Origin of the sequence: Thermopolyspora flexuosa (assembly GCF_006716785.1) — a bacterium.
Classification (GTDB): Bacteria; Actinomycetota; Actinomycetes; order Streptosporangiales; family Streptosporangiaceae; genus Thermopolyspora; species Thermopolyspora flexuosa.
This window is the reverse complement of sequence record NZ_VFPQ01000001.1, coordinates 1432737-1450320: the sequence shown is the minus strand read 5'-3', so window position 1 is coordinate 1450320 and position 17584 is coordinate 1432737. Positions and strand designations below refer to the sequence as shown.

The following is a 17584-nucleotide window of genomic DNA, read 5'->3' as shown; positions in this document are numbered from 1 at the left end:
CATTGCGTACATTTCGTTCAGCACACATCCGGTCGTTCAGGAAGGTGAGGGAGCGCGATGGCGCAGGCGGCGCGCCCGCGGCGGTGGAGCCTCGCCCGGCAGATACTGGCGCTGCAGATCGCCGTGGTCGGGGTGACCGTGCTCGGCGCGACCCTGCTCGCGGTCGTCCAGACCCGGTCACTGCTCTCCGACGAGGCCGCGGCGGTGGCCCGGGCGGTGGCGATCGGCGTGGCCCACTCACCGGTGGTGCCCGAGGCGCTCGACGACCCCGAGCCGTCCCGGGCGCTGCAGCCGTACGCGGAAGGCATCCGCACCGCCACCGGCGTCGACTTCATCACGATCATGAGCCCGGAGGGCCGCCGCTACACCCACCCCAACCCGCGGCGCATCGGCGGGTTCTTCCTCGGCAACACCGCGCCCGCCCTCGCCGGCCGTACCTTCACCGAGACCTACACCGGCACCCTCGGGCCCTCGGTGCGCGCGGTCACCCCGGTGCGCAGCCCGCAGACCGGCCGGATCGTGGCGCTGGTGAGCGCGGGCATCACCGTGCAGAAGATCAGCGGCTGGCTGCGCGGCCAGCTCGCCTGGACCGCGCTGATCGTCCTCGCCGGGCTCGCCGTGGGCATCGCCGGGGCGGCGGCCGTCGGCGCCCGGCTCCGGCGGCAGACCCACGGGCTCGACCCGGTCGAGCTGAGCCGCATGTACGAGTACCACGAGGCGATCCTGCACGCGGTGCGCGAGGGCCTGCTGCTCGTCGACGCCGAACGGCGGCTCACCCTCGCCAACGACGGCGCGCGCGAGCTGCTCAGGCTGCCACCCGACGCCGAGGGTCGGCACGTCACCGAGCTCGGCCTGCCGCCGTCCCTCGTCGAGCTGCTCGCCTCCGGGCACACCCGCACCGACGAGATCCACCTCACCGCGGACCGGGTGCTGCTGGTGAGCGTGTCGGTGGTGCGCGCCGGGGCGCGGTCGCTCGGCACCGTGGTCACCCTGCGCGACCACACCGAGCTGCAGGCGCTCACCAGCCGGCTCGACGCAGAGCGCCGGTTCGCCGAGTCGCTGCGGTCGGCCGCGCACGAGTCGGCGAACCGGCTGCACACCGTGGTGTCGCTGGTGGAGCTGGGCCGTACCGAGGAGGCGGTGGCGTTCGCCACCGAGGAGCTGCGCACGGTGCAGCGGCTCACCGACCGGGTGGTGGAGTCGGTACGCGAGCCGGTGCTCGCCGCGCTGCTGCTCGGCAAGTCCGCGGTCGCCGCCGAGCGCGGGGTCGAGCTCGCGATCGACCCCGACGGCGAGCTCGACACGATCTGCGTGGACGAGCGCGCGCTCGTGACCATCGTCGGGAACCTGATCGACAACGCGATCGACGCCGCGGGCGCCGGCCCGCCCCCGCAACGGGTGGCGGTACGGCTGCGCGCCGACGACGGCACGCTGGTCGTCCGGGTCGCCGACAGCGGGCCGGGCATGGACCCGGCGACCGCGGCGGAGGCGTTCCGGAAGGGCTGGTCCACCAAGGGCGACGGCCGGGGCCTCGGGCTCGCCCTGGTCGGGCAGGCGGTACGCCGCCTCGGCGGGACCATCGAGGTCGGGCGCGGCGCCCCGGGCACCGGTCTGGGCGGCGCGGTGTTCACCGTACGGCTGCCGCTGCGCGGGGGTGAGCCGTGATCCCGGTGCTGGTCGTCGAGGACGAGGAGATCGCGGCGGAGGCGAACCGCCGGTACGTCGAGCGGGTCGGCGGCTTCCAGGTCGCCGGGGTGGCCCGGTCCGCCGGGGAGGCGCTGCGGTTCCTGCGGGAACGGCGGGTCGAGCTGATCCTGCTCGACCTCTACCTGCCGGACATGCACGGGCTTGAGCTGTGCCGCAGCCTGCGGGCCGCCGGGCTGCTCTGCGACGTGATCGCGGTGACCTCCGCGCGGGACCTGTCGGTGGTACGGGCCGCGGTGTCGATCGGCGTCTCCCAGTACCTGATCAAGCCGTTCACCTACGCCGCGCTGGCCGAGAAGCTCAAGCGGTACGCCGAGTTCCGCGCCACCATGGACGGCGCCGCCGAGGCCGACCAGCACGCGGTGGACCGCGCCCTCGCCACCCTGCGCGGCGGCGCCGGAGCCGCGCTGCCCAAGGGCATGTCCCTCGCCACCCTGGAGTTGATCGCGGCCGAGCTGCGCAAGTACCCCGACGGCGTCTCGGCCCAGGAGGTCGGCGCGGCGGTGGGCGTCTCCCGGGTCACCGCGCGGCGCTACCTTGAGTACCTGATCGAGACCGGCGCCGCCCGCCGCCTCCCCCGGTACGGCTCGGTGGGGCGCCCCGAGCTGCGCTACCAGCCCACGACCGGCCGTTCCGGATCCGTCCCGGGCCTCCCCCTGGACTCGGAGTGACCGCACGTGGGCCGAGACGCCCACGCCCGCGGCCGAACAACGGCGGCGACCGCCGCGTCTCACCTGACGTCACCGCCGATTCCCCCGAACCGCCTCGCGCGGCGGAGACCATAAGGAGATCCGGATGCCGCTGAAGCCCGCTCTCAAGACCGCCCTCTCCACGCTCGTCGCGGCGGCCCTCGCGTCCACCGTGACCGCGCTCGCCATCGGCAACGCCCCGGCCAACGCCACCGGATCGGGCACGTCCGCACGGACCGCGGCCTCGACCGCCTCGGCGCTCCCGCCCGGCTACCAGGTCGTCGTGCTCCCCAACAAGAACGTGCCGAACTTCCAGCGCCGCACCGCCTGGTGCCCCCACAACAAGCGGGTGATCGGCGGTGGCGGCGAGGCCCAGGGGCCCAACGCGGTCCTCGTCGGCTCGTTCCCCACCTCGGACGGCCGCGGCTGGATCGCCCTCGGCCGCCAGTCGAAGGGCAACACCGTCGGCATCAGCGTCTACGCGATCTGCGCCCTCTGACCGGCCGCGACAGGCCCGGGGACCGCCCGGCCTCGGGCCGTACGGGCGCGCAGGCGACGCAGCATGCGGGCGTCCTGGAAGCCGACGGCCCGGGCCGCGGCCTCGACGGTCGCCCCCTGGCCGATCAGATGCTCGGCCCGCTCGAGCCGGAGCGCCTGCTGGTAGCGCAGCGGCGTCATCCCGATCGCCTTGGTGAACAGGCGGGTCAGCGTCCGCTCCCCCACCCCGCACGCCGCGGCCAGCTCGGCCAGCCGCAGCCGCTCGGTGTACCGGGCGTCGATCATGTCCTGCGCGCGGTGTACGGCGTCGCACAGGTGGGAGCGGTACCGCAGCATCACGCTGGCCTGCCGCTCGTCGCCGTTGCGGCGGGCGAAGACCACCAGGTTGCGGGCGATGCGCCCGGCCACGCCGGGGCCGTGCCGTACCGCGACGAGGTGCAACGCGAGGTCGATGCCGCTGGCGATGCCGGCGGACGTCACCACCCTGCCGTCGACGACGTAGAGCACGTCGCGTACCACGGTGGCCCGCGGGTAGCGCCGCGCCAGCTCCTCCTGCAGCGCGTGGTGGGTGGTGCACCGGCGGCCGTCGAGCAGCCCGGCACGGCCCAGCGCGTCCGCGCCCGCGCACACGCTGGCCACCGTACCGCCCGCGTCATGGTGGGCGGCGAGGCGGCGCAGCGTCGCCGCGGTGAGGTGGCCGTGGCCGGCGAGGGTCGGCGCCCGCCAGCCCGGCACCATCACCAGATCGTCGGCGTCCGTCTCGGGCCAGTCCACCTCCGCCCGGACCGGCAGGCCCTGCGCGCTGGTCACCTCGGGCCGCTCGGCGACGTAGCTCAGGCGGTAGTCGTAGCCGAGGTTGGCGGCCGCGGAGAACACCTGCGCGGGGCCCGACAGGTCGAGCAGGTGGAAATCGGGGACGAGCACGAACACCACGCGGGGCACGATCCGGTCAGCCTCCCGCAGCGGAACCCGCCCCGACCTTCTCGGCGGGCTCCCCCGTCAGCTCGGCGACGGTCCGGATCGTGGCGAACCACCCCGAGAGGGTGTACTCGGTGCGGCGGATGATCTCGTCGGTGGACAGCGTTCTCGGGTCCGCGAGGATCTCCTCGATCGGGCGGCCCTTGGGCGCGTCCCGGTGCTCGAGCGGGAAGGTCGCGGTGGCGTCGATCACGAACGTGACGTCGTAGCCGAGGTCACAGGCGAGACGGGTGGTCGTCTCGCAGCACTGCTCGGTCTTGATGCCGCACACGATCACCTCCCGGACGCCGTGCCGGGTGAGCAGCTGGTGGAGGTTCGTGGTGGTGAAGGCGTTGTAGGAGGTCTTCGTCACCACCGGCTCACCGGGCGCGGGCTCCAGGCCCTCGATCGGGCGGACGAAACCGCGCTCCGGATCGAACGGCCCGCCGCTCCCCGGGTCGGTGTGCAGCACCCACACCACCAGGTCACCGTTGGCGCGGGAGGCCCGCACCAGACGCGCCACCCGATCGGCGATGTCGGGCGCGGACACCGCCCGCCAGTTCGGCCGCTGCCGGAAGGACTCCTGTACATCGATGACGAGAAGGGCTCTGTTCACGGCTCCGATCCTCCGCATCCGGGGCACCATCCCGGAAGGCACGATCAAGCCCGGATGCGGAACGATCCGGTCGGTCGCACACCACGCAGACCAGGCAGGTCACCCCTATCGAGACGAGCGTACGGCGCGGCGGGCCGACCACCTGTCAGAGCCGGGCGTACGGCACCGCCATCACCCGCACCATCGACGAGTCGGCCACGCGAAGAACGCGGCGGGAGCGCATCGGCCAATCCGTGGACGGCCGGCAGGTCGCGCTCGTCTGCATACGGACACTCATGGCCGGCAACAGAGGGCTTCGGGTGAGCGGGGGTCGTACCAGGTCGGCGAGGCGATACATAGGCGATGCATACGCCTCTCGGTGTGGAGGATGTGGCCAACCGGCTTCAGCCGCGAGAACCTCGGAGCGGACCTTCAGGGACGTCAACGTCGCCCTGATGGCCGGCATCCGGCAGTGCGCGCCACAGGGCTCGGTTCCGCCGGTGGCGGTACCGGCTTCAAGCCGGTGACCTGCGCCTTCGCGCCGCATCGTCCCCGGCCGGACAAGCAGCACATGGGATTACGCGTCATGCAGGTGGGCGGGAATCTCCGGATCACAATCGGTTTCGGCGTTGCCGGCAGCGCTGCGAGTGCGACTCCCGCAGAAGCGGGTGGCCCGGCGGGCCGTCTCATCCGATCGAGGTGTCCTTGTTGCAAGGTATCGGGGTCGACGAATACCTGCCCGGCTACTTCTTGGTCGGGCCCGCCCCTTTTGCCGTCACCCATACTCCGCGGGGTGGAAGTTCGCCCACGGATGGCAAGACTCGGAATCACCCTCCCCGCTCCCCCAGACACCTCTACATCCGGCGCGTGGGCACCGCACTCGCACCAGGAGCCTACAAGGCGAGGTCCTGCAACAGGTGATCAATGACCTGATCCGTCTGGAGTGCCACGCGACGCGCCTGCTTGTAAAGGGTGGTGATCTGATTCAGGAGATGAGAGACCTGCATATATCTGAAACGGGCGGACTCCCTGGTCTCATCGGGCCCCACCTCCAGATCAGGAGGTTCGGCCAAGATGCGCTCGACCTCGAAGCCGTGCTCATTGAGGATCGACAGGTAGAAGGGAGCCTGCCCATCCCCCTTGACGCTTCCGATTATGACCGTGCTCCGGCGCGTCGAGAACGAGAATCCGTCGCTTTCCCCGTCGTCGGGAATGCGTGCCACCTCCCACTGCACCTGACCAGCCTTGGTCTTCGTGATGAGTAAGTTGACCAGCCGGGGGAATCTCTCGTCGCGAGACGCTTCATAGAGATCCATTCTCCTGCCCTCCTGTCTTGATCCCCTGGTGGGCCGCGAGCATGCCGAGTTCGTTCGTCACAACCGCTATCGCGTCGCGCGCCGGCCGGGTGGCCTTCAGCAGATCGCCATGCTTGCTGTCGATGATGGCCTTCCTCGCGACCGCCGCCTTCGCAATGGAAGACTGTAACGCTCGCATAGTTTTCTCGTCGTCATACGACGAGGCAAGCAGAAATCCCCGGAGTTGGCCCGCCTGCCAGCGCCAGTTCGCCAACCAGGAAAGAGTGAGCTCAATCGAGTTCGCCCGCACCGACCTCTCTAGCTCCTCCTCAATGCGCTGCAGTTGGGGGATCAATATGAGCAGATGATTGCGACTGATGGCCACCTGCGCCGAGCGCGCGGACTCCTGAGCCGCCTCCGCCGCCCTCTTCGTTTTGGCGAGCTGCCACAGGGTCAATCCGAAGCCTATTAGAGCAAGCGGGATCGCGCTGTAGTTGGCGACCTGCTCCATGGTTTCATTTATCTCATTTATCGGCACCCCTCCCTCCTTTCCCGCATCCAGGCGCGCACGCTATTAAGGCTTCGCCCTCCCGCCGGGGAGCCGAGCAATCGCTCCTTGCGGACCGGCTCTCCCAATTTTGGCCCACCCGAGTACGTTTTAGAACAGACGGCGACCAACTGCTCGGTGGGCCGTCGTCCCGCCCGCCCGGCCTTCGGAATCACCCTCACATTCGGTTCTCCGCTTGAAGCCGCGCCCACGGAGGTGGTGCAGAAGTTCGACCAGGTGACAGGCGCGCCGCCGGCCACAGGAACGGCCATCGCGTGACGCTTCAAGGTTCGTCAGGCGGCATTCACTTCGGAGGGTGGGTGTTCGAGAGCGCGGAAGATCCTGCGGTCCGGACAGCGCTTAGGGCAGCGGATGCGCAGGGGACAACGCGGCCGACGGACGTGACGGCTTCATTCAGGGGCGGTTCGCCGGGTCGTCGGGGGTGGTGATTCGAGGGCCGAACCGGTCATCCTGCGGCGGCGGGTCGTGGTGCACGGTCATGCCGTATTCGTGCAGTTCGTCAATGAATTGGCCTACGGGGACGAGTTCGTCAAGGTGACGGACGCCGGGCGCGGCATCGCCGGTGAGCAGGCGTCGTACGGCCAGCGCCGTTACGACGCCGGTCGCACGGGCCGTACCGAGGCCGGTTACCGTGCTCGACACCGCCGCGCCGTGCGCGTCGGCGGCGCGGGCCTGTACGACGAAGCGGCGGGAGCCGAAGTGCAGGCGCGAGAACAGCGAGGTGATCAGGCGTTCGGCGCGCAGCCGCCGGGCCGCCTCGAAGAACCGGGCCGAGCGGAGGGCGAACAGCAGGGACGTCGCCGCGGCCGAGTCGAAGCACATCCGCGTCGTGGCCGGCAGACCCAGTTTGTCGCGGATCGTGTACTGGTCGGAGAACGGGAACGGGTGCACGGTCCGCACGCCGAAGCCGCGCAGCCGTACGCGGATCCGGTCGGCGCGGCCCGGAGCGTTTCCGGCGGCGAGGTTCGCGACGACCCACCGCACCGAGTCGTCGCCGTGCGCACCGCCCATGCCGAGCAGCAGGTCGATGTCGACGCTCCGGGCCGACGGCAGCGCCTCGACGCAGTGGCGGGCGAGCACGTTGCTGAGCCCTGGGGCGACGCCCACGCTGAGCAGGGCGGTGGCGGCGTGCCGTACCGCGAGCGAGTCCAGCTCGGCGATCTCGTTCAGGATGGCGGCGGTCGCGCTGATGTCGACATGGTGCACGCCGCGTTCGAGGCACGCGCGGGCCACGGCCGCGTTGCCGCGTTCGACGCACATGACCACGACGGCCGGGCGTTCGTCCAGCATGCGGGCGATGTCGCCGGGGTCGGTGACGTCGACGCGGATCGCCCGCGCCGCGCCGCCGGAGAGCACCATCTCCCGTGCCCGCGCCGGGTCGCGTCCGGCCACGATCACTCGTTCCGGGTACCACGAGGTGAGCGTGTGCGCCGCCACCCGGCCGACCGCACCGTAGGCGCCCACGATCACGATCGGGGCGCCGGGCCGGTCCTCGTTCCTCCCCATCCGTGTTCGCCTTCCTTCGCGATACGCCGGGGCCGCGAGTGTCCGACCGGGCGCCGGCCCCGCCGCCCGTTCCCTCAGCATCCGCAGCAGGCGAACGCGAACACAACTGCGGATTTCTTATGCGACCCATGCATCGCAGGCATGGGAGGAGGCTCGCTCGGCACCCTTTTCCACGGCAGATGCGGGAAGGCGCGATATGGCGGCCGGCCGGCCCGGCACCTGGGACACATGCGCTCGAGTCCCGGTTTCCTCGGCCCGCCATACGCTCGATGCATGCTTGATCCGTGGACGCTTCGGGTGATGGTCGAGGTTGCGGAGCGTGGCTCGTTCTCGGCGGCGGCCGAGGCGCTGTCCCTGACCCAACCGGCCGTGTCGCGGCAGATCGGCGGCCTGGAGCGCCGTCTCGGCGTGAGCCTGTTCCGGCGGGTCCCCCGCGGGGTCCGGCCCACCGCGGCGGGCAGGATCGCCGTCGAGCAGGCGCGGGACATCCTCGCCCGGCTGCGCGCGCTGGAGGCCCGGCTCGGCACGTTCACCAGCCTGGAGTCCGGCCACCTGCGCATGTCCGCCTATTCCAGCGCGAACACGTCCTTCATGCCCGAGGTGATCCACCGCTTCAGCCGCGCCCACCCCGGCGTCGGCGTGACCCTCGTACAGCCCGGCCCCGCAGGCCCCCTCGCCGCGCTCCGCGACGACCGCGTCGACCTGGCGCTGATCACCGCCTGGAGCCTGTACGCCGACCTGGAGGCCGCCAGGACCGCGATCTCCCCCGAGCCGCTCGACCCCTCGGAGCTCGACGGACTCGACCTCGTCCCGCTTCTCGACGAGGAGTTCCACGTGGCCCTGCCCGCCGACCACCCGCTCGCCCGCCACCGCCGGGTACGGCTCAGCGACCTGCGCGAGGAAACCTGGATCGAAGGCGGCCACCCCGACTGCCTCGGCCCGATCCCCCAACTGGCGAACGCCCTGGGCGGCCCACCGCGCATCGGATTCTTCTGCGAGGACTGGAACGGCAAGCAGGCCCTGGTCGCCGGCGGCTCCGGCATCATGCTCGTCCCCACCCTGGCCCAGGACAGCGCCCACCCCGGCATCGTGCTGCGCCCCACCACCCCGTCACTCCCCCGCCGCCGCCTCTACGCCGCCACCCCGTCCCCACCCTTCCGCCTCCCTGCGGTGACGGCCATGCTCGCCGTACTCACCGAGGTAAGCCGCAACCGCCGAGGCGACGCCCGGCCCGAGGCCGCGTCACCCGCACAAAGCCGCCTCGCGACCGACTCGGGCAGGGCAGGACGCGCCGCTCGCAGGTGAGCTAGGCATCGCAAGCGAAGCACGCTGAACGCACCAACCGAGATGAACCGCAAAGGCGAAGGCGCTCAAGCCGATCCATGGGATCTCAGATCCTGCGGTCAAGAGCGCGATGCGCCGGGACAAGGTGAAGCGCAACGTCTTGATCTCTTTGAAGTTCCCGAGAGGGCGCACAGGTCGCCCCCAAGGCCTTCACCTATGTGCCGGCTCGCGCCGTCCTCGACGAGACAGCCACGGCCTCGCCGCGCAACGTGCCTACCGTGGTCATGCAGAGCGCCCCAGGCCGAGGATCGGCCGCCGAGGCTTGGACACTCGGTTAGCCACTCACGCCCCGGCTTCATGATCGAATCCGGGGCGTTTGGGCTGGTGGGCGGTACCGGGTTCGAACCAGTGACCCCTCGCTTGTAAGGCGAGTGCTCTACCGCTGAGCTAACCGCCCGGGTGAACACGGGACGACAACACCTTACGGCACTGCGGGGGTGTTCGGCACATCGACAGGCGTACCGCGGCCAAGTGGTCGGGCGCGGCCGGGGATTACGGGCGGGGCGGAATCCGGGGGCCGGGCCGTCAGCGGCGGGGGGTGCGGCCGAGGACGCGGTCGAGGGCGGCGGCGACCTCCTCGGAGAGGCCGGGGGCGCCGGTGGGCCGCGGTGGGGCCGAGCAGGTGCCGTGGCGGCCGGTGGCGAGCCGTACGGCGCCGCAGGAGCGGCACTCAACCTCGCCGAGGCGGCAGATGAGGGAGGTGGAGCCGCAGCTGTGGCAGGTGTCGAGGTCGAGGTCGCCGGATCGCTGGCAGTCGGGACAGATGAGCACCTGGGTCTCGTGGCGGACGCCGCGCTTCCAGGGGCTCGCGCCGCGGACGGGGTCGGTCTGCCGCGCCCCGCAGCGGAAGCAGGGCATGTTGGCCTCCAACGGCTCGGCCCGGGGTACGGGCGGGTGTCAGGAGATCTCGGCGAGCGCCTTGTGGTAGGCGGCGATGTCGCGGGCGGCGGAGAGGGGGTTGACCACCTTCCAGCGCACCACGCCCTCGCCGTCGATGATGAAGGTTCCCCGGGTGGCGACGCCCTTCTCCTCGTCGAACACGCCGTAGGCGCGCGCCACCTCGCCGTGCGGCCAGAAGTCGGACAGCAGGGGGAAACGGTACCCCTCGCGGTCCGCCCAGGCCCGCTGGGCGAACATCGAGTCCACCGAGACGGCGAGCACCTGCACGTCGTCGGCGACCGCGGGCAGGAACTCGTCCCGGATCGCGTTGAGCTCCCCGTGGCACACCCCGCTGAACGCGAGCGGGTAGAAGATCAGCACGACCTTCCTGCCGCGGTGGTCGGAGAGCCTGACGGGCGTGCCGTGCTGATCCCGGAGGGTGAAGTCCGGGGCCACATCACCGACGTCGACCGCCATGTCGGGTCCATTTCCGCCGCGGGCGCGCCGCGGCATCGCCGTGCGTATGGGACTTGGACATACACCATCCTGCCGTACGGCCTCGGCGGACCGTACGGCAGGGGCAGCGTTCGCCGGACCTGCGCCCGGCGGCGTGTCGATCGCCTAGCGGCGCGCTCTCGGCGCGACGAGCCGGGTGCCGGACCAGTCCCGCGCCGCGCTGATACTGCTGGTCTGGGACAGACCGGCGGTGGCGGCGTCCTCACCGATGTCGCTGGGCTCGACGTGCCCCTCCCGGCCCGCCTTCGGCGTCAGCAGCCAGATCTGGCCGCCGTCGGCGAGCGAGGTCTTCGCCTCGGTCAGGGCGTTGAACAGGTCGCCGTCGCCGTCCCGCCACCACAGCAGCACGACGTCGACGACGTCGTCGTAGTCCTCGTCCACCAGTTCGTTGCCGGTCAGCTCCTCGATCGAGGCACGCAGGTCCTCGTCGGCGTCCTCGTCCCAGCCGATCTCCTGCACCACCTGGCCCGGCTTGAGGCCGAGCCGTTCGGCCAGGCCGCGTTCGCCCTGCGCCTGACCCGCGGTCGCGCTCACGTTTATCCCTCCTGCTTGAGTGGCCCCGCCCGTTGCGGTCATGCGCGACGCCCTCCGGGTTCGCTTCGTCTCCCCTTCGGAGCCGCTCGGCACAGTCCACACGCTGTGACCCATCGTCGTCAACGGTCGCCACGAGCGGTGACCCGCACCGTTATTTCCTAATCCGACAAAAACGACAGACGAACACTACGTTCCGGGTTGTCCACGTTGAGATCGACGATCGCGATCGACTGCCACGTCCCCAGGGCGAGACGTCCGTCGAGCACGGGGATGGTGGCGTACGGCGGGATGAACGCCGGCATCACGTGCGAGCGCCCGTGACCCGGCGATCCGTGGGCGTGCCGCCACCGGTCGTCGGCGGGCAGAAGTTCGCCCAGGGCGGAGAGCAGGTCGTCGTCGCTCCCCGCCCCGAGCTCGATCAGCGCGACGCCGGCGGTGGCGTGCGGCACGAACACGTGCAGCAGCCCGTCGCCGCCACAGGAGCGGACGAAGTCCCGGCACTGCGGGGTGATGTCGTACACCCGCTCCCGTGACCCGGTCGTCACCGTGATTGTCGTAGATCTCACGTGCCCGATCTTAGGGTCTCAGCCCTGACGCTGAGCTGGGATGACGACGGCGTCGGGGCCGGGGAACACCAGGCCCGTGTGCCCGTCGTCGAACCGCACCAGGTACGGCGGGCCGCCGTCGGACCCCCGGACCTCGATGATCTCGCCCTGGCGGTCCGGACTGCCGACTGCGTTGCCGCGTACCAGGAGACGATCCCCCACAGCGGCCAGCATGCGACCCTCCCTCGAGTGCTCGGGTGCCTACCGTTGCCTTCCACATTCGTACGGCTCGTGCCCGCCGAAAAGGGGGGTGTCCCATGTGACGACGCCAGGAAGCGGCAACTAGACCGAAACGTTACGCGGGCTCCCCCGGCCGCACCGCCCGACGGTCCGGCCATGCGCGTTCCGTTTACTTTACGCACCGGCACGACCACGGAACCGGAGGGAGCGCAACAGACCGCGAAGCGGTAATGTGAAATCGTCCTACCATCGGTGGTCTAGGCCAAACCCCTGCTCACGGGCAGCGGGGACATTCTGGTTACCCGACAGTAGAGGTGCGCTTTCGGGGTACGTCAGCCAGGATGAGTAACGACCAAGACGACCACAAATAGGCTACAAGTCCATCCGCGGAAGGCGAGACCCAGTGACTTCCGGACGCCAGCGTTTCTCGATCATCAGTGACGGCCTACCGAGCCAGCTTCCTGATGTCGATCCGAGCGAGACCCAAGAGTGGCTTGAGTCGCTCGACTCCGTCGTCAAGACGGAGGGTCGGGCTCGTGCCCGCTACCTGATGCTGCGGCTGCTGGAGCGCGCGAGAGAGCACCAGGTCGGCGTGCCCGGTCTGCGCAGCACCGACTACATCAACACCATTCCGCCGGAGCGCGAGCCCTGGTTCCCCGGTGACGAGTACATCGAGCGCCGGATCCGGGCCTACATCCGCTGGAACGCCGCGGTCATGGTCACCCGAGCCAACGCGCGCACGAACGTGGGCGGTCACATCGCCACCTACGCGTCCGCGGCGTCGCTGTACGAGGTCGGCTTCAACCACTTCTTCCGCGGCAAGGACCACGGCGAGTCCGGCGACCAGGTGTTCATCCAGGGCCACGCCTCCCCCGGCATCTACGCCCGGGCGTACCTGGAGGGCCGGCTCACCGAGGCCCAGCTCGACGCCTTCCGCCAGGAACTGTCCAAGGGCGTGCGGGGCCTGCCGTCCTACCCGCACCCCCGGCTCATGCCGGACTTCTGGGAGTTCCCGACCGTCTCCATGGGCCTCGGCCCGATCGCCGCGATCTACCAGGCGCGGTTCAACCGCTACCTGCTCAACCGCAAGATCAAGGACACCTCGCGGTCGCACGTGTGGTGCTTCCTCGGCGACGGCGAGATGGACGAGCCGGAGTCGCTCGGCGCCATCGGCCTCGCCGCCCGCGAGGAGCTCGACAACCTCACCTTCGTCATCAACTGCAACCTGCAGCGGCTGGACGGCCCGGTACGCGGCAACGGGAAGATCATCCAGGAACTGGAGGCGTTCTTCCGTGGCGCGGGCTGGAACGTCATCAAGGTGATCTGGGGCCGCGAGTGGGACCCGCTGCTCGCCGCCGACGTCGACGGCGTGCTCGTCAACAAGATGAACACCACGCCGGACGGCCAGTTCCAGACCTACGCCGTGGAGTCCGGGGCGTACATCCGCGAGCACTTCTTCGGCGACGACCCGCGGCTGCGCAAGCTCGTCGAGCACCTGTCCGACGAGGAGATCCGCAAGCTGTCCCGCGGCGGCCACGACTACCGCAAGGTGTACGCCGCGTTCAAGGCGGCCCGCGAGCACGTCGGCCAGCCGACCGTCATCCTCGCGCAGACGATCAAGGGGTGGACCCTCGGCAAGGACTTCGAGGCGCGGAACGCCACCCACCAGATGAAGAAGCTCACCAAGGCCGAGCTCAAGGAGTTCCGCGACCGGCTGTACCTGCCGATCCCCGACAAGGCCCTCGAGGAGGACCTGCCGCCCTACTACCACCCGGGCGAGAACAGCGAGGAGATCCAGTACATGAAGGAGCGCCGGGCGGCGCTCGGCGGCTTCCTGCCCAAGCGGGTGGTACGCGCCAAGCCGCTCAAGCTCCCCGGCGACGAGGTCTACAAGGGCCTGCGCAAGGGCTCCGGCAAGCAGAACGTCGCCACCACCATGGCGTTCGTGCGCCTGCTCAAGGACCTCATGCGGGACAAGGAGATCGGCTTCCGGTTCGTGCCGATCATCCCGGACGAGGCGCGCACGTTCGGCATGGACGCGATGTTCCCCACCGCGAAGATCTACTCGCCGGTGGGCCAGACCTACGACCCGGTCGACCGCGACCTGCTGCTCTCGTACAAGGAGGCCGTCGACGGCCAGATCCTGCACGAGGGCATCAGCGAGGCCGGCTCGATGGCCTCCATGATCGCCGCGGGCACCAGCTACGCCACGCACGGCGAGCACATGATCCCGGTGTACATCTTCTACTCGATGTTCGGGTTCCAGCGCACCGGCGACCAGATCTGGCAGCTCGCCGACCAGCTCGGCCGCGGCTTCATGCTCGGCGCCACGGCCGGCCGTACCACGCTCAACGGTGAGGGCCTGCAGCACGAGGACGGCCAGTCGCCACTGCTCGCCTCGGCCAACCCGGCGGCGGTCGTGTACGACCCGGCGTGGGCGTACGAGATCGCGCACATCATCAAGGACGGCCTGCGCCGCATGTACGGCGAGAAGCCGGAGGACATCTTCTACTACCTCACGGTCTACAACGAGCCGTACCCGCAGCCGGCCGAGCCGGAGAACCTCGACGTCGAGGGCCTGCTCAAGGGCCTCTACCTGTACGCCCCGGCCGAGCGGAAGGGGCGGCCGCGGGCGAACATCCTCGCCTCGGGCGTGGCGATGCGCTGGGCGCTGGAGGCGCAGCGGCTGCTCGCCGAGGAGTGGGGCGTGGAGGCCGACGTGTGGTCGGCGACGTCCTGGTCGGAGCTGCGCCGCGACGCGCTCGCCGCGGACGAGCACAACCTGCTCAACCCGGAGGCCGAGCAGCGCGTGCCGTACGTGACCAAGGTGCTGTCGCAGGCGTCCGGGCCGTTCCTCGGGGTGAGCGACTACCTCCGGGCGGTGCCGGACCAGATCGCCCCGTGGGTGCCCGGCGACTGGACCTCGCTCGGCACCGACGGGTTCGGCCTCTCCGACACCCGGCCGGCGCTGCGCCGCCACTTCCACGTGGACGCCGCCTCGATCACGCTCGCGGTGCTCACCCAGCTCGCCAAGCGGGGCGAGGTGCGGCCGGAGACGCTGCGCGAGGCGATCGCCCGCTACCACCTGAAGAACGGGGTCACCGAGGTCGGCTCCATGGCCACCCCGGAGAGCAACAAGACCCAGTCGATGGGCGTGTAGCCGAGGTCACGCGTTGAGTCGGCGCCGCCGCGGGACGTCGCGGCGGCGCCGTCGTGTCCGGTCCGGTCCCCCGGGTACGGCCCGCCGTCCCGCCGGCGGCCCTCACCGCCCGGATGCCTGCGCGGCCGCACCGCCCGCGGTGGCGTCGTCGAGCTCGACGGCCGAGGCGATGCGGTCGAGCCGGAACACGCGGACGTCGTCGCGCAGCCGGCACCAGGCGACCAGGTAGCGGACCGAGCCCCGGCCGGCGAGCAGGATCCTCGGCTCCACGTCCCGCGAGGTGACCGCGCCGGTGCGGTCGGCGTACCCGATGCGCAGCGCGCGCCCGCGGGCGAGGGCGCGCTCGACCGTGCGGGCGACCGGCGGCGGGCCGGCCGGCTCCCGTTCCGGCACCGACAGCGCCGCGGCGATCTTGCGGAGCGCGCTGCGCGCGGGCGCGGCGAGGCCGTCCTCCTCGACGTCGCGGAGCGCGGCGGCCACCGCGGCGGCCTCCTCGGCGGTGAGCACGACCGGCGGCAGCACGCCGCCCGCGCCCGCCTCCTCCGCCAGCCGGTAGCCCTCGCCCCGCCGCGGCTCGACCGGCAGGCCGAGCCGCCGCAGCCGGGCCACGTCGCGTTCCACGGTCCGCACGCTCACCCCGAGCCGCGCGGCGAGCGCCCGGGCCGGCACGCACCGCGGCGCGCTCGCGGAAAGTTCCACGGCGAGGGCGTACAGCCGGTCGGTGCGGTTCACATTCGTGACGCTATGCCGATCTATTCGTGAATCTCCGCTAGATTGCCCTTGGTTACGGGGTTGTGGCCTTCGGGGGGGCTTGCCGCGATCGGCGTCGCTTGCACGTTCGCGGGACTCCGGACGCCGGTTCGGTTTTGACAGGCAGGAGCGCCAATGGTCATAAGGGGGGACCTCGCCGGCGGCCGATCCTCGCCACCGCCGCGGCTCGCGTCGAAGGTGGTGAAGCTGGGCACGGTCACCGCGCTGTCGGCACTGGTGGTCGGATTCTGCGTGGCGCAGAACCGCCCCCGCGAGATCGTCGCCGACTGCGTCGACCTGACCGACATCGACGACTCCTTCCGGTACCGCGTGGTCGACGACCGGTACTGCGACGACGATGACGACGGATCGCACTACTCCTCGTCGCGGTACGCGTACCGCTGGTACTACGGGGGCCGCCGGGTCGGCGACCGGGTCGGCGACGGCACCACGATCCGGCCGGCCGACGCCACCATCCACACCCGCACCGGCCGCACGATCCAGCGCGGCGGCTTCGGCGGGCGCTCGTTCGGTGGCGGCTGACGTACCGCGGGCGCGGCCTGCCGTACCCGTCCGCGCAGGTCGGCGACGTGCCGGGCGGGCGTCCGGCACGCGCGAGGGGGGGATGATCAACGATGCGACGGCTGACCCGCACGCCGCGGGAGAACTGGGAGTCGATCGTCGAGTCGCAAGGGCTCGCCTTCCACCGGTCCGCGCACCCGGCCCACCTGGGCCGGCCGTACTGGGACGAGGGCGCCGAGTACGTGCTCGAGATGGACGAGGTGCTCGCCCTCGAGGAGCAGGTGGAGGAGCTGCACCGGATGTGCCTCGCCGCGGCCGACCACGTGGTGCGGGAGTGGCGCTTCGCCGACTTCGCCATCCCGGAGTGGGCGGCCCCGGCCGTGGCCGAGTCGTGGCGGCGGCGCGACCCGCACGTGTTCGGCCGCTTCGACCTGCGCTACGACGGGAACGGCCCGGCCAAGCTGCTGGAGTACAACGCGGACACGCCCACGAGCCTGCTGGAGAGCTCGGTGGTGCAGTGGTACTGGCTGCAGGACGTGCACCCCGGCGACGACCAGTGGAACTCGATCCACGAGCGGCTCGTCGACCGCTGGAAAGGGCTCGAGCTCCCCACCGGCCCGGTCCACTTCGCCTGGACGCGGATGGACGAGACCGGCGAGGAGGTGATGACGCTCGGCTACCTGCAGGAGACCGCCGACCAGGCCGGGCTCACCACGGTGGCGATCGCGATGGAGGACATCGGGTGGGACCCCGAGGCGCGGCGCTTCGTCGACCTCGAGGGCCGCACCATGCGCACGCTGTGCAAGCTCTACCCCTGGGAGTGGGCGATCGCCGACCCGTTCGGCCCGCACGCGGTGGCGCAGCAGGTGTCGATGACGTGGATCGAGCCGCTGTGGAAGATGCTGCTGTCGAACAAGGCCCTGCTGGCGATCCTGTGGGAGCTCTACCCCGGCCACCCGAACCTGCTGCCCGCCTACCTCGACGGGCCGCGTGACCTGACGAGTTACGTGCGCAAGCCGCTGCTCGGCCGCGAGGGCGCGTCGATCACCGTGGTCGCGCCCGAGGGCACGGTCACCACCCCGGGCGCGTACGGCGCCGAAGGCCACGTCTACCAGGAGTTCGCGCCCCTGCCGGAGTTCGACGGCCGGCGTCCCGTGCTCGGCGCGTGGGTCGTGCACGACGAGGCCGCCGGGCTCGGCATCCGCGAGACCTCCACCCTGATCACCGACGACACCTCGTCGTTCGTCCCGCACCGCATCCCGCTCTAGTGCCGGAGATATCG

The 17584-nt window shown here is 71.0% G+C and carries 19 protein-coding genes and 1 tRNA gene; 7 read left to right on the top strand and 13 right to left on the bottom strand.

Going from position 1 to position 17584, the window contains the following annotated elements:
* Positions 1-57: 57 nt before the first annotated feature.
* The 3 genes from FHX40_RS06375 (at position 58) to FHX40_RS06365 (ending at position 2892) form a co-directional block, all read left to right on the top strand.
* Complete coding sequence (locus FHX40_RS06375) at positions 58-1665, top strand: sensor histidine kinase (RefSeq protein ID WP_142258753.1); 1608 nt, start codon at positions 58-60, stop codon at positions 1663-1665.
* Positions 1662-2375: a response regulator gene (locus tag FHX40_RS06370; protein WP_142258752.1), complete on the top strand. Its 714-nt coding sequence runs from the start codon at positions 1662-1664 to the stop codon at positions 2373-2375. Before FHX40_RS06375 ends, FHX40_RS06370 begins: the two co-directional genes overlap by 4 nt.
* Positions 2376-2499: 124 nt before the next feature.
* Complete coding sequence (locus tag FHX40_RS06365) at positions 2500-2892, top strand: hypothetical protein (protein WP_142258751.1); 393 nt, start codon at positions 2500-2502, stop codon at positions 2890-2892.
* On the opposite strand, the gene FHX40_RS06360 is transcribed toward FHX40_RS06365, so the two are convergent.
* The 6 genes from FHX40_RS06360 to FHX40_RS06340 form a co-directional block, all read right to left on the bottom strand.
* Complete coding sequence (locus tag FHX40_RS06360) at positions 2871-3833, bottom strand: GlxA family transcriptional regulator (protein WP_142258750.1); 963 nt, start codon at positions 3831-3833, stop codon at positions 2871-2873. The two genes, FHX40_RS06365 and FHX40_RS06360, sit on opposite strands and share 22 nt — an antisense overlap.
* A 7-nt stretch (positions 3834-3840) precedes the next feature.
* A complete protein-coding gene (locus FHX40_RS06355) occupies positions 3841-4464 on the bottom strand; it encodes a cysteine hydrolase family protein (protein WP_189136199.1) in 624 nt (207 codons plus the stop codon).
* A gap of 145 nt (positions 4465-4609) precedes the next feature.
* Positions 4610-4741: a hypothetical protein gene (locus FHX40_RS26020; RefSeq protein WP_268241035.1), complete on the bottom strand. Its 132-nt coding sequence runs from the start codon at positions 4739-4741 to the stop codon at positions 4610-4612.
* Positions 4742-5336: 595 nt separating this feature from the next.
* Entirely contained in the window at positions 5337-5759 is a 423-nt protein-coding gene (locus tag FHX40_RS06350) for a hypothetical protein (RefSeq protein ID WP_142258748.1), read from the bottom strand.
* Positions 5746-6249, bottom strand: a complete 504-nt coding sequence (locus tag FHX40_RS06345) for a hypothetical protein (protein WP_142258747.1) — start codon at positions 6247-6249, stop codon at positions 5746-5748. The genes FHX40_RS06350 and FHX40_RS06345 overlap by 14 nt, the downstream gene beginning before the upstream one ends.
* 450 nt (positions 6250-6699) lie before the next feature.
* Positions 6700-7812 (bottom strand): saccharopine dehydrogenase family protein, encoded by a 1113-nt coding sequence (locus FHX40_RS06340; protein ID WP_142258746.1) that lies wholly within the window; start codon positions 7810-7812, stop codon positions 6700-6702.
* A 300-nt stretch (positions 7813-8112) separates the two neighbouring features.
* Between FHX40_RS06340 and FHX40_RS06335 the strand changes: the two genes are divergently transcribed.
* Positions 8113-9117 (top strand): LysR family transcriptional regulator, encoded by a 1005-nt coding sequence (locus FHX40_RS06335; protein WP_170198735.1) that lies wholly within the window; start codon positions 8113-8115, stop codon positions 9115-9117.
* Positions 9118-9478: 361 nt separating this feature from the next.
* Here FHX40_RS06335 and FHX40_RS06330 read toward each other — a convergent pair.
* From FHX40_RS06330 to FHX40_RS06305, 6 genes are all read right to left on the bottom strand, one after another.
* Positions 9479-9553 (bottom strand) — tRNA-Val (locus FHX40_RS06330).
* A 128-nt stretch (positions 9554-9681) separates the two neighbouring features.
* Positions 9682-10014, bottom strand: a complete 333-nt coding sequence (locus tag FHX40_RS06325; RefSeq protein ID WP_142258744.1) for a hypothetical protein — start codon at positions 10012-10014, stop codon at positions 9682-9684.
* 39 nt (positions 10015-10053) lie between these two features.
* The gene (locus FHX40_RS06320) at positions 10054-10512 is read right to left on the bottom strand and encodes a peroxiredoxin (protein WP_142258743.1); all 459 of its coding nucleotides are present in this window, start codon (positions 10510-10512) and stop codon (positions 10054-10056) included.
* A 144-nt stretch (positions 10513-10656) separates the two neighbouring features.
* On the bottom strand, positions 10657-11085 hold the full coding sequence (locus tag FHX40_RS06315) for a DUF3052 domain-containing protein (protein ID WP_189136198.1): 429 nt from the start codon (positions 11083-11085) through the stop codon (positions 10657-10659).
* Between the two features lie 158 nt (positions 11086-11243).
* Positions 11244-11651, bottom strand: a complete 408-nt coding sequence (locus FHX40_RS06310) for a YjbQ family protein (protein ID WP_142258741.1) — start codon at positions 11649-11651, stop codon at positions 11244-11246.
* Positions 11652-11669: 18 nt separating this feature from the next.
* Entirely contained in the window at positions 11670-11864 is a 195-nt protein-coding gene (locus tag FHX40_RS06305) for a DUF1918 domain-containing protein (RefSeq protein ID WP_142258740.1), read from the bottom strand.
* A 409-nt stretch (positions 11865-12273) separates the two neighbouring features.
* On the opposite strand from FHX40_RS06305, the gene aceE reads away from it, so the two are divergent.
* Positions 12274-15030: a pyruvate dehydrogenase (acetyl-transferring), homodimeric type gene (gene aceE, locus FHX40_RS06300; protein ID WP_142258739.1), complete on the top strand. Its 2757-nt coding sequence runs from the start codon at positions 12274-12276 to the stop codon at positions 15028-15030.
* Between the two features lie 102 nt (positions 15031-15132).
* Here the strand turns inward: aceE and FHX40_RS25000 are convergent, their stop codons facing one another.
* Complete coding sequence (locus FHX40_RS25000) at positions 15133-15762, bottom strand: helix-turn-helix transcriptional regulator (RefSeq protein ID WP_170198734.1); 630 nt, start codon at positions 15760-15762, stop codon at positions 15133-15135.
* 153 nt (positions 15763-15915) lie between these two features.
* Between FHX40_RS25000 and FHX40_RS24995 the strand changes: the two genes are divergently transcribed.
* Positions 15916-16323 (top strand): hypothetical protein, encoded by a 408-nt coding sequence (locus FHX40_RS24995; RefSeq protein WP_170198733.1) that lies wholly within the window; start codon positions 15916-15918, stop codon positions 16321-16323.
* Between the two features lie 92 nt (positions 16324-16415).
* Positions 16416-17570, top strand: a complete 1155-nt coding sequence (locus FHX40_RS06290) for a glutathionylspermidine synthase family protein (protein ID WP_142258737.1) — start codon at positions 16416-16418, stop codon at positions 17568-17570.
* Positions 17571-17584: the final 14 nt, after the last annotated feature.

What these genes read in the sequence shown, in the direction of transcription:
- FHX40_RS06290 (WP_142258737.1), top strand. Translation starts at nt 16,416, where the DNA reads ATGCGACGGCTGACCCGCACGCCGCGGGAGAACTGGGAGTCGATCGTC.
- FHX40_RS06335 (WP_170198735.1), top strand. Translation starts at nt 8,113, where the DNA reads ATGGTCGAGGTTGCGGAGCGTGGCTCGTTCTCGGCGGCGGCCGAGGCG.
- FHX40_RS06320 (WP_142258743.1), bottom strand. Translation starts at nt 10,512, where the DNA reads ATGGCGGTCGACGTCGGTGATGTGGCCCCGGACTTCACCCTCCGGGAT.
- FHX40_RS06365 (WP_142258751.1), top strand. Translation starts at nt 2,500, where the DNA reads ATGCCGCTGAAGCCCGCTCTCAAGACCGCCCTCTCCACGCTCGTCGCG.
- FHX40_RS06305 (WP_142258740.1), bottom strand. Translation starts at nt 11,864, where the DNA reads ATGCTGGCCGCTGTGGGGGATCGTCTCCTGGTACGCGGCAACGCAGTC.
- FHX40_RS06375 (WP_142258753.1), top strand. Translation starts at nt 58, where the DNA reads ATGGCGCAGGCGGCGCGCCCGCGGCGGTGGAGCCTCGCCCGGCAGATA.
- FHX40_RS24995 (WP_170198733.1), top strand. Translation starts at nt 15,916, where the DNA reads ATGGTCATAAGGGGGGACCTCGCCGGCGGCCGATCCTCGCCACCGCCG.
- FHX40_RS06340 (WP_142258746.1), bottom strand. Translation starts at nt 7,812, where the DNA reads ATGGGGAGGAACGAGGACCGGCCCGGCGCCCCGATCGTGATCGTGGGC.
- FHX40_RS06345 (WP_142258747.1), bottom strand. Translation starts at nt 6,249, where the DNA reads ATGGAGCAGGTCGCCAACTACAGCGCGATCCCGCTTGCTCTAATAGGC.
- FHX40_RS06350 (WP_142258748.1), bottom strand. Translation starts at nt 5,759, where the DNA reads ATGGATCTCTATGAAGCGTCTCGCGACGAGAGATTCCCCCGGCTGGTC.
- FHX40_RS06325 (WP_142258744.1), bottom strand. Translation starts at nt 10,014, where the DNA reads ATGCCCTGCTTCCGCTGCGGGGCGCGGCAGACCGACCCCGTCCGCGGC.
- FHX40_RS26020 (WP_268241035.1), bottom strand. Translation starts at nt 4,741, where the DNA reads ATGAGTGTCCGTATGCAGACGAGCGCGACCTGCCGGCCGTCCACGGAT.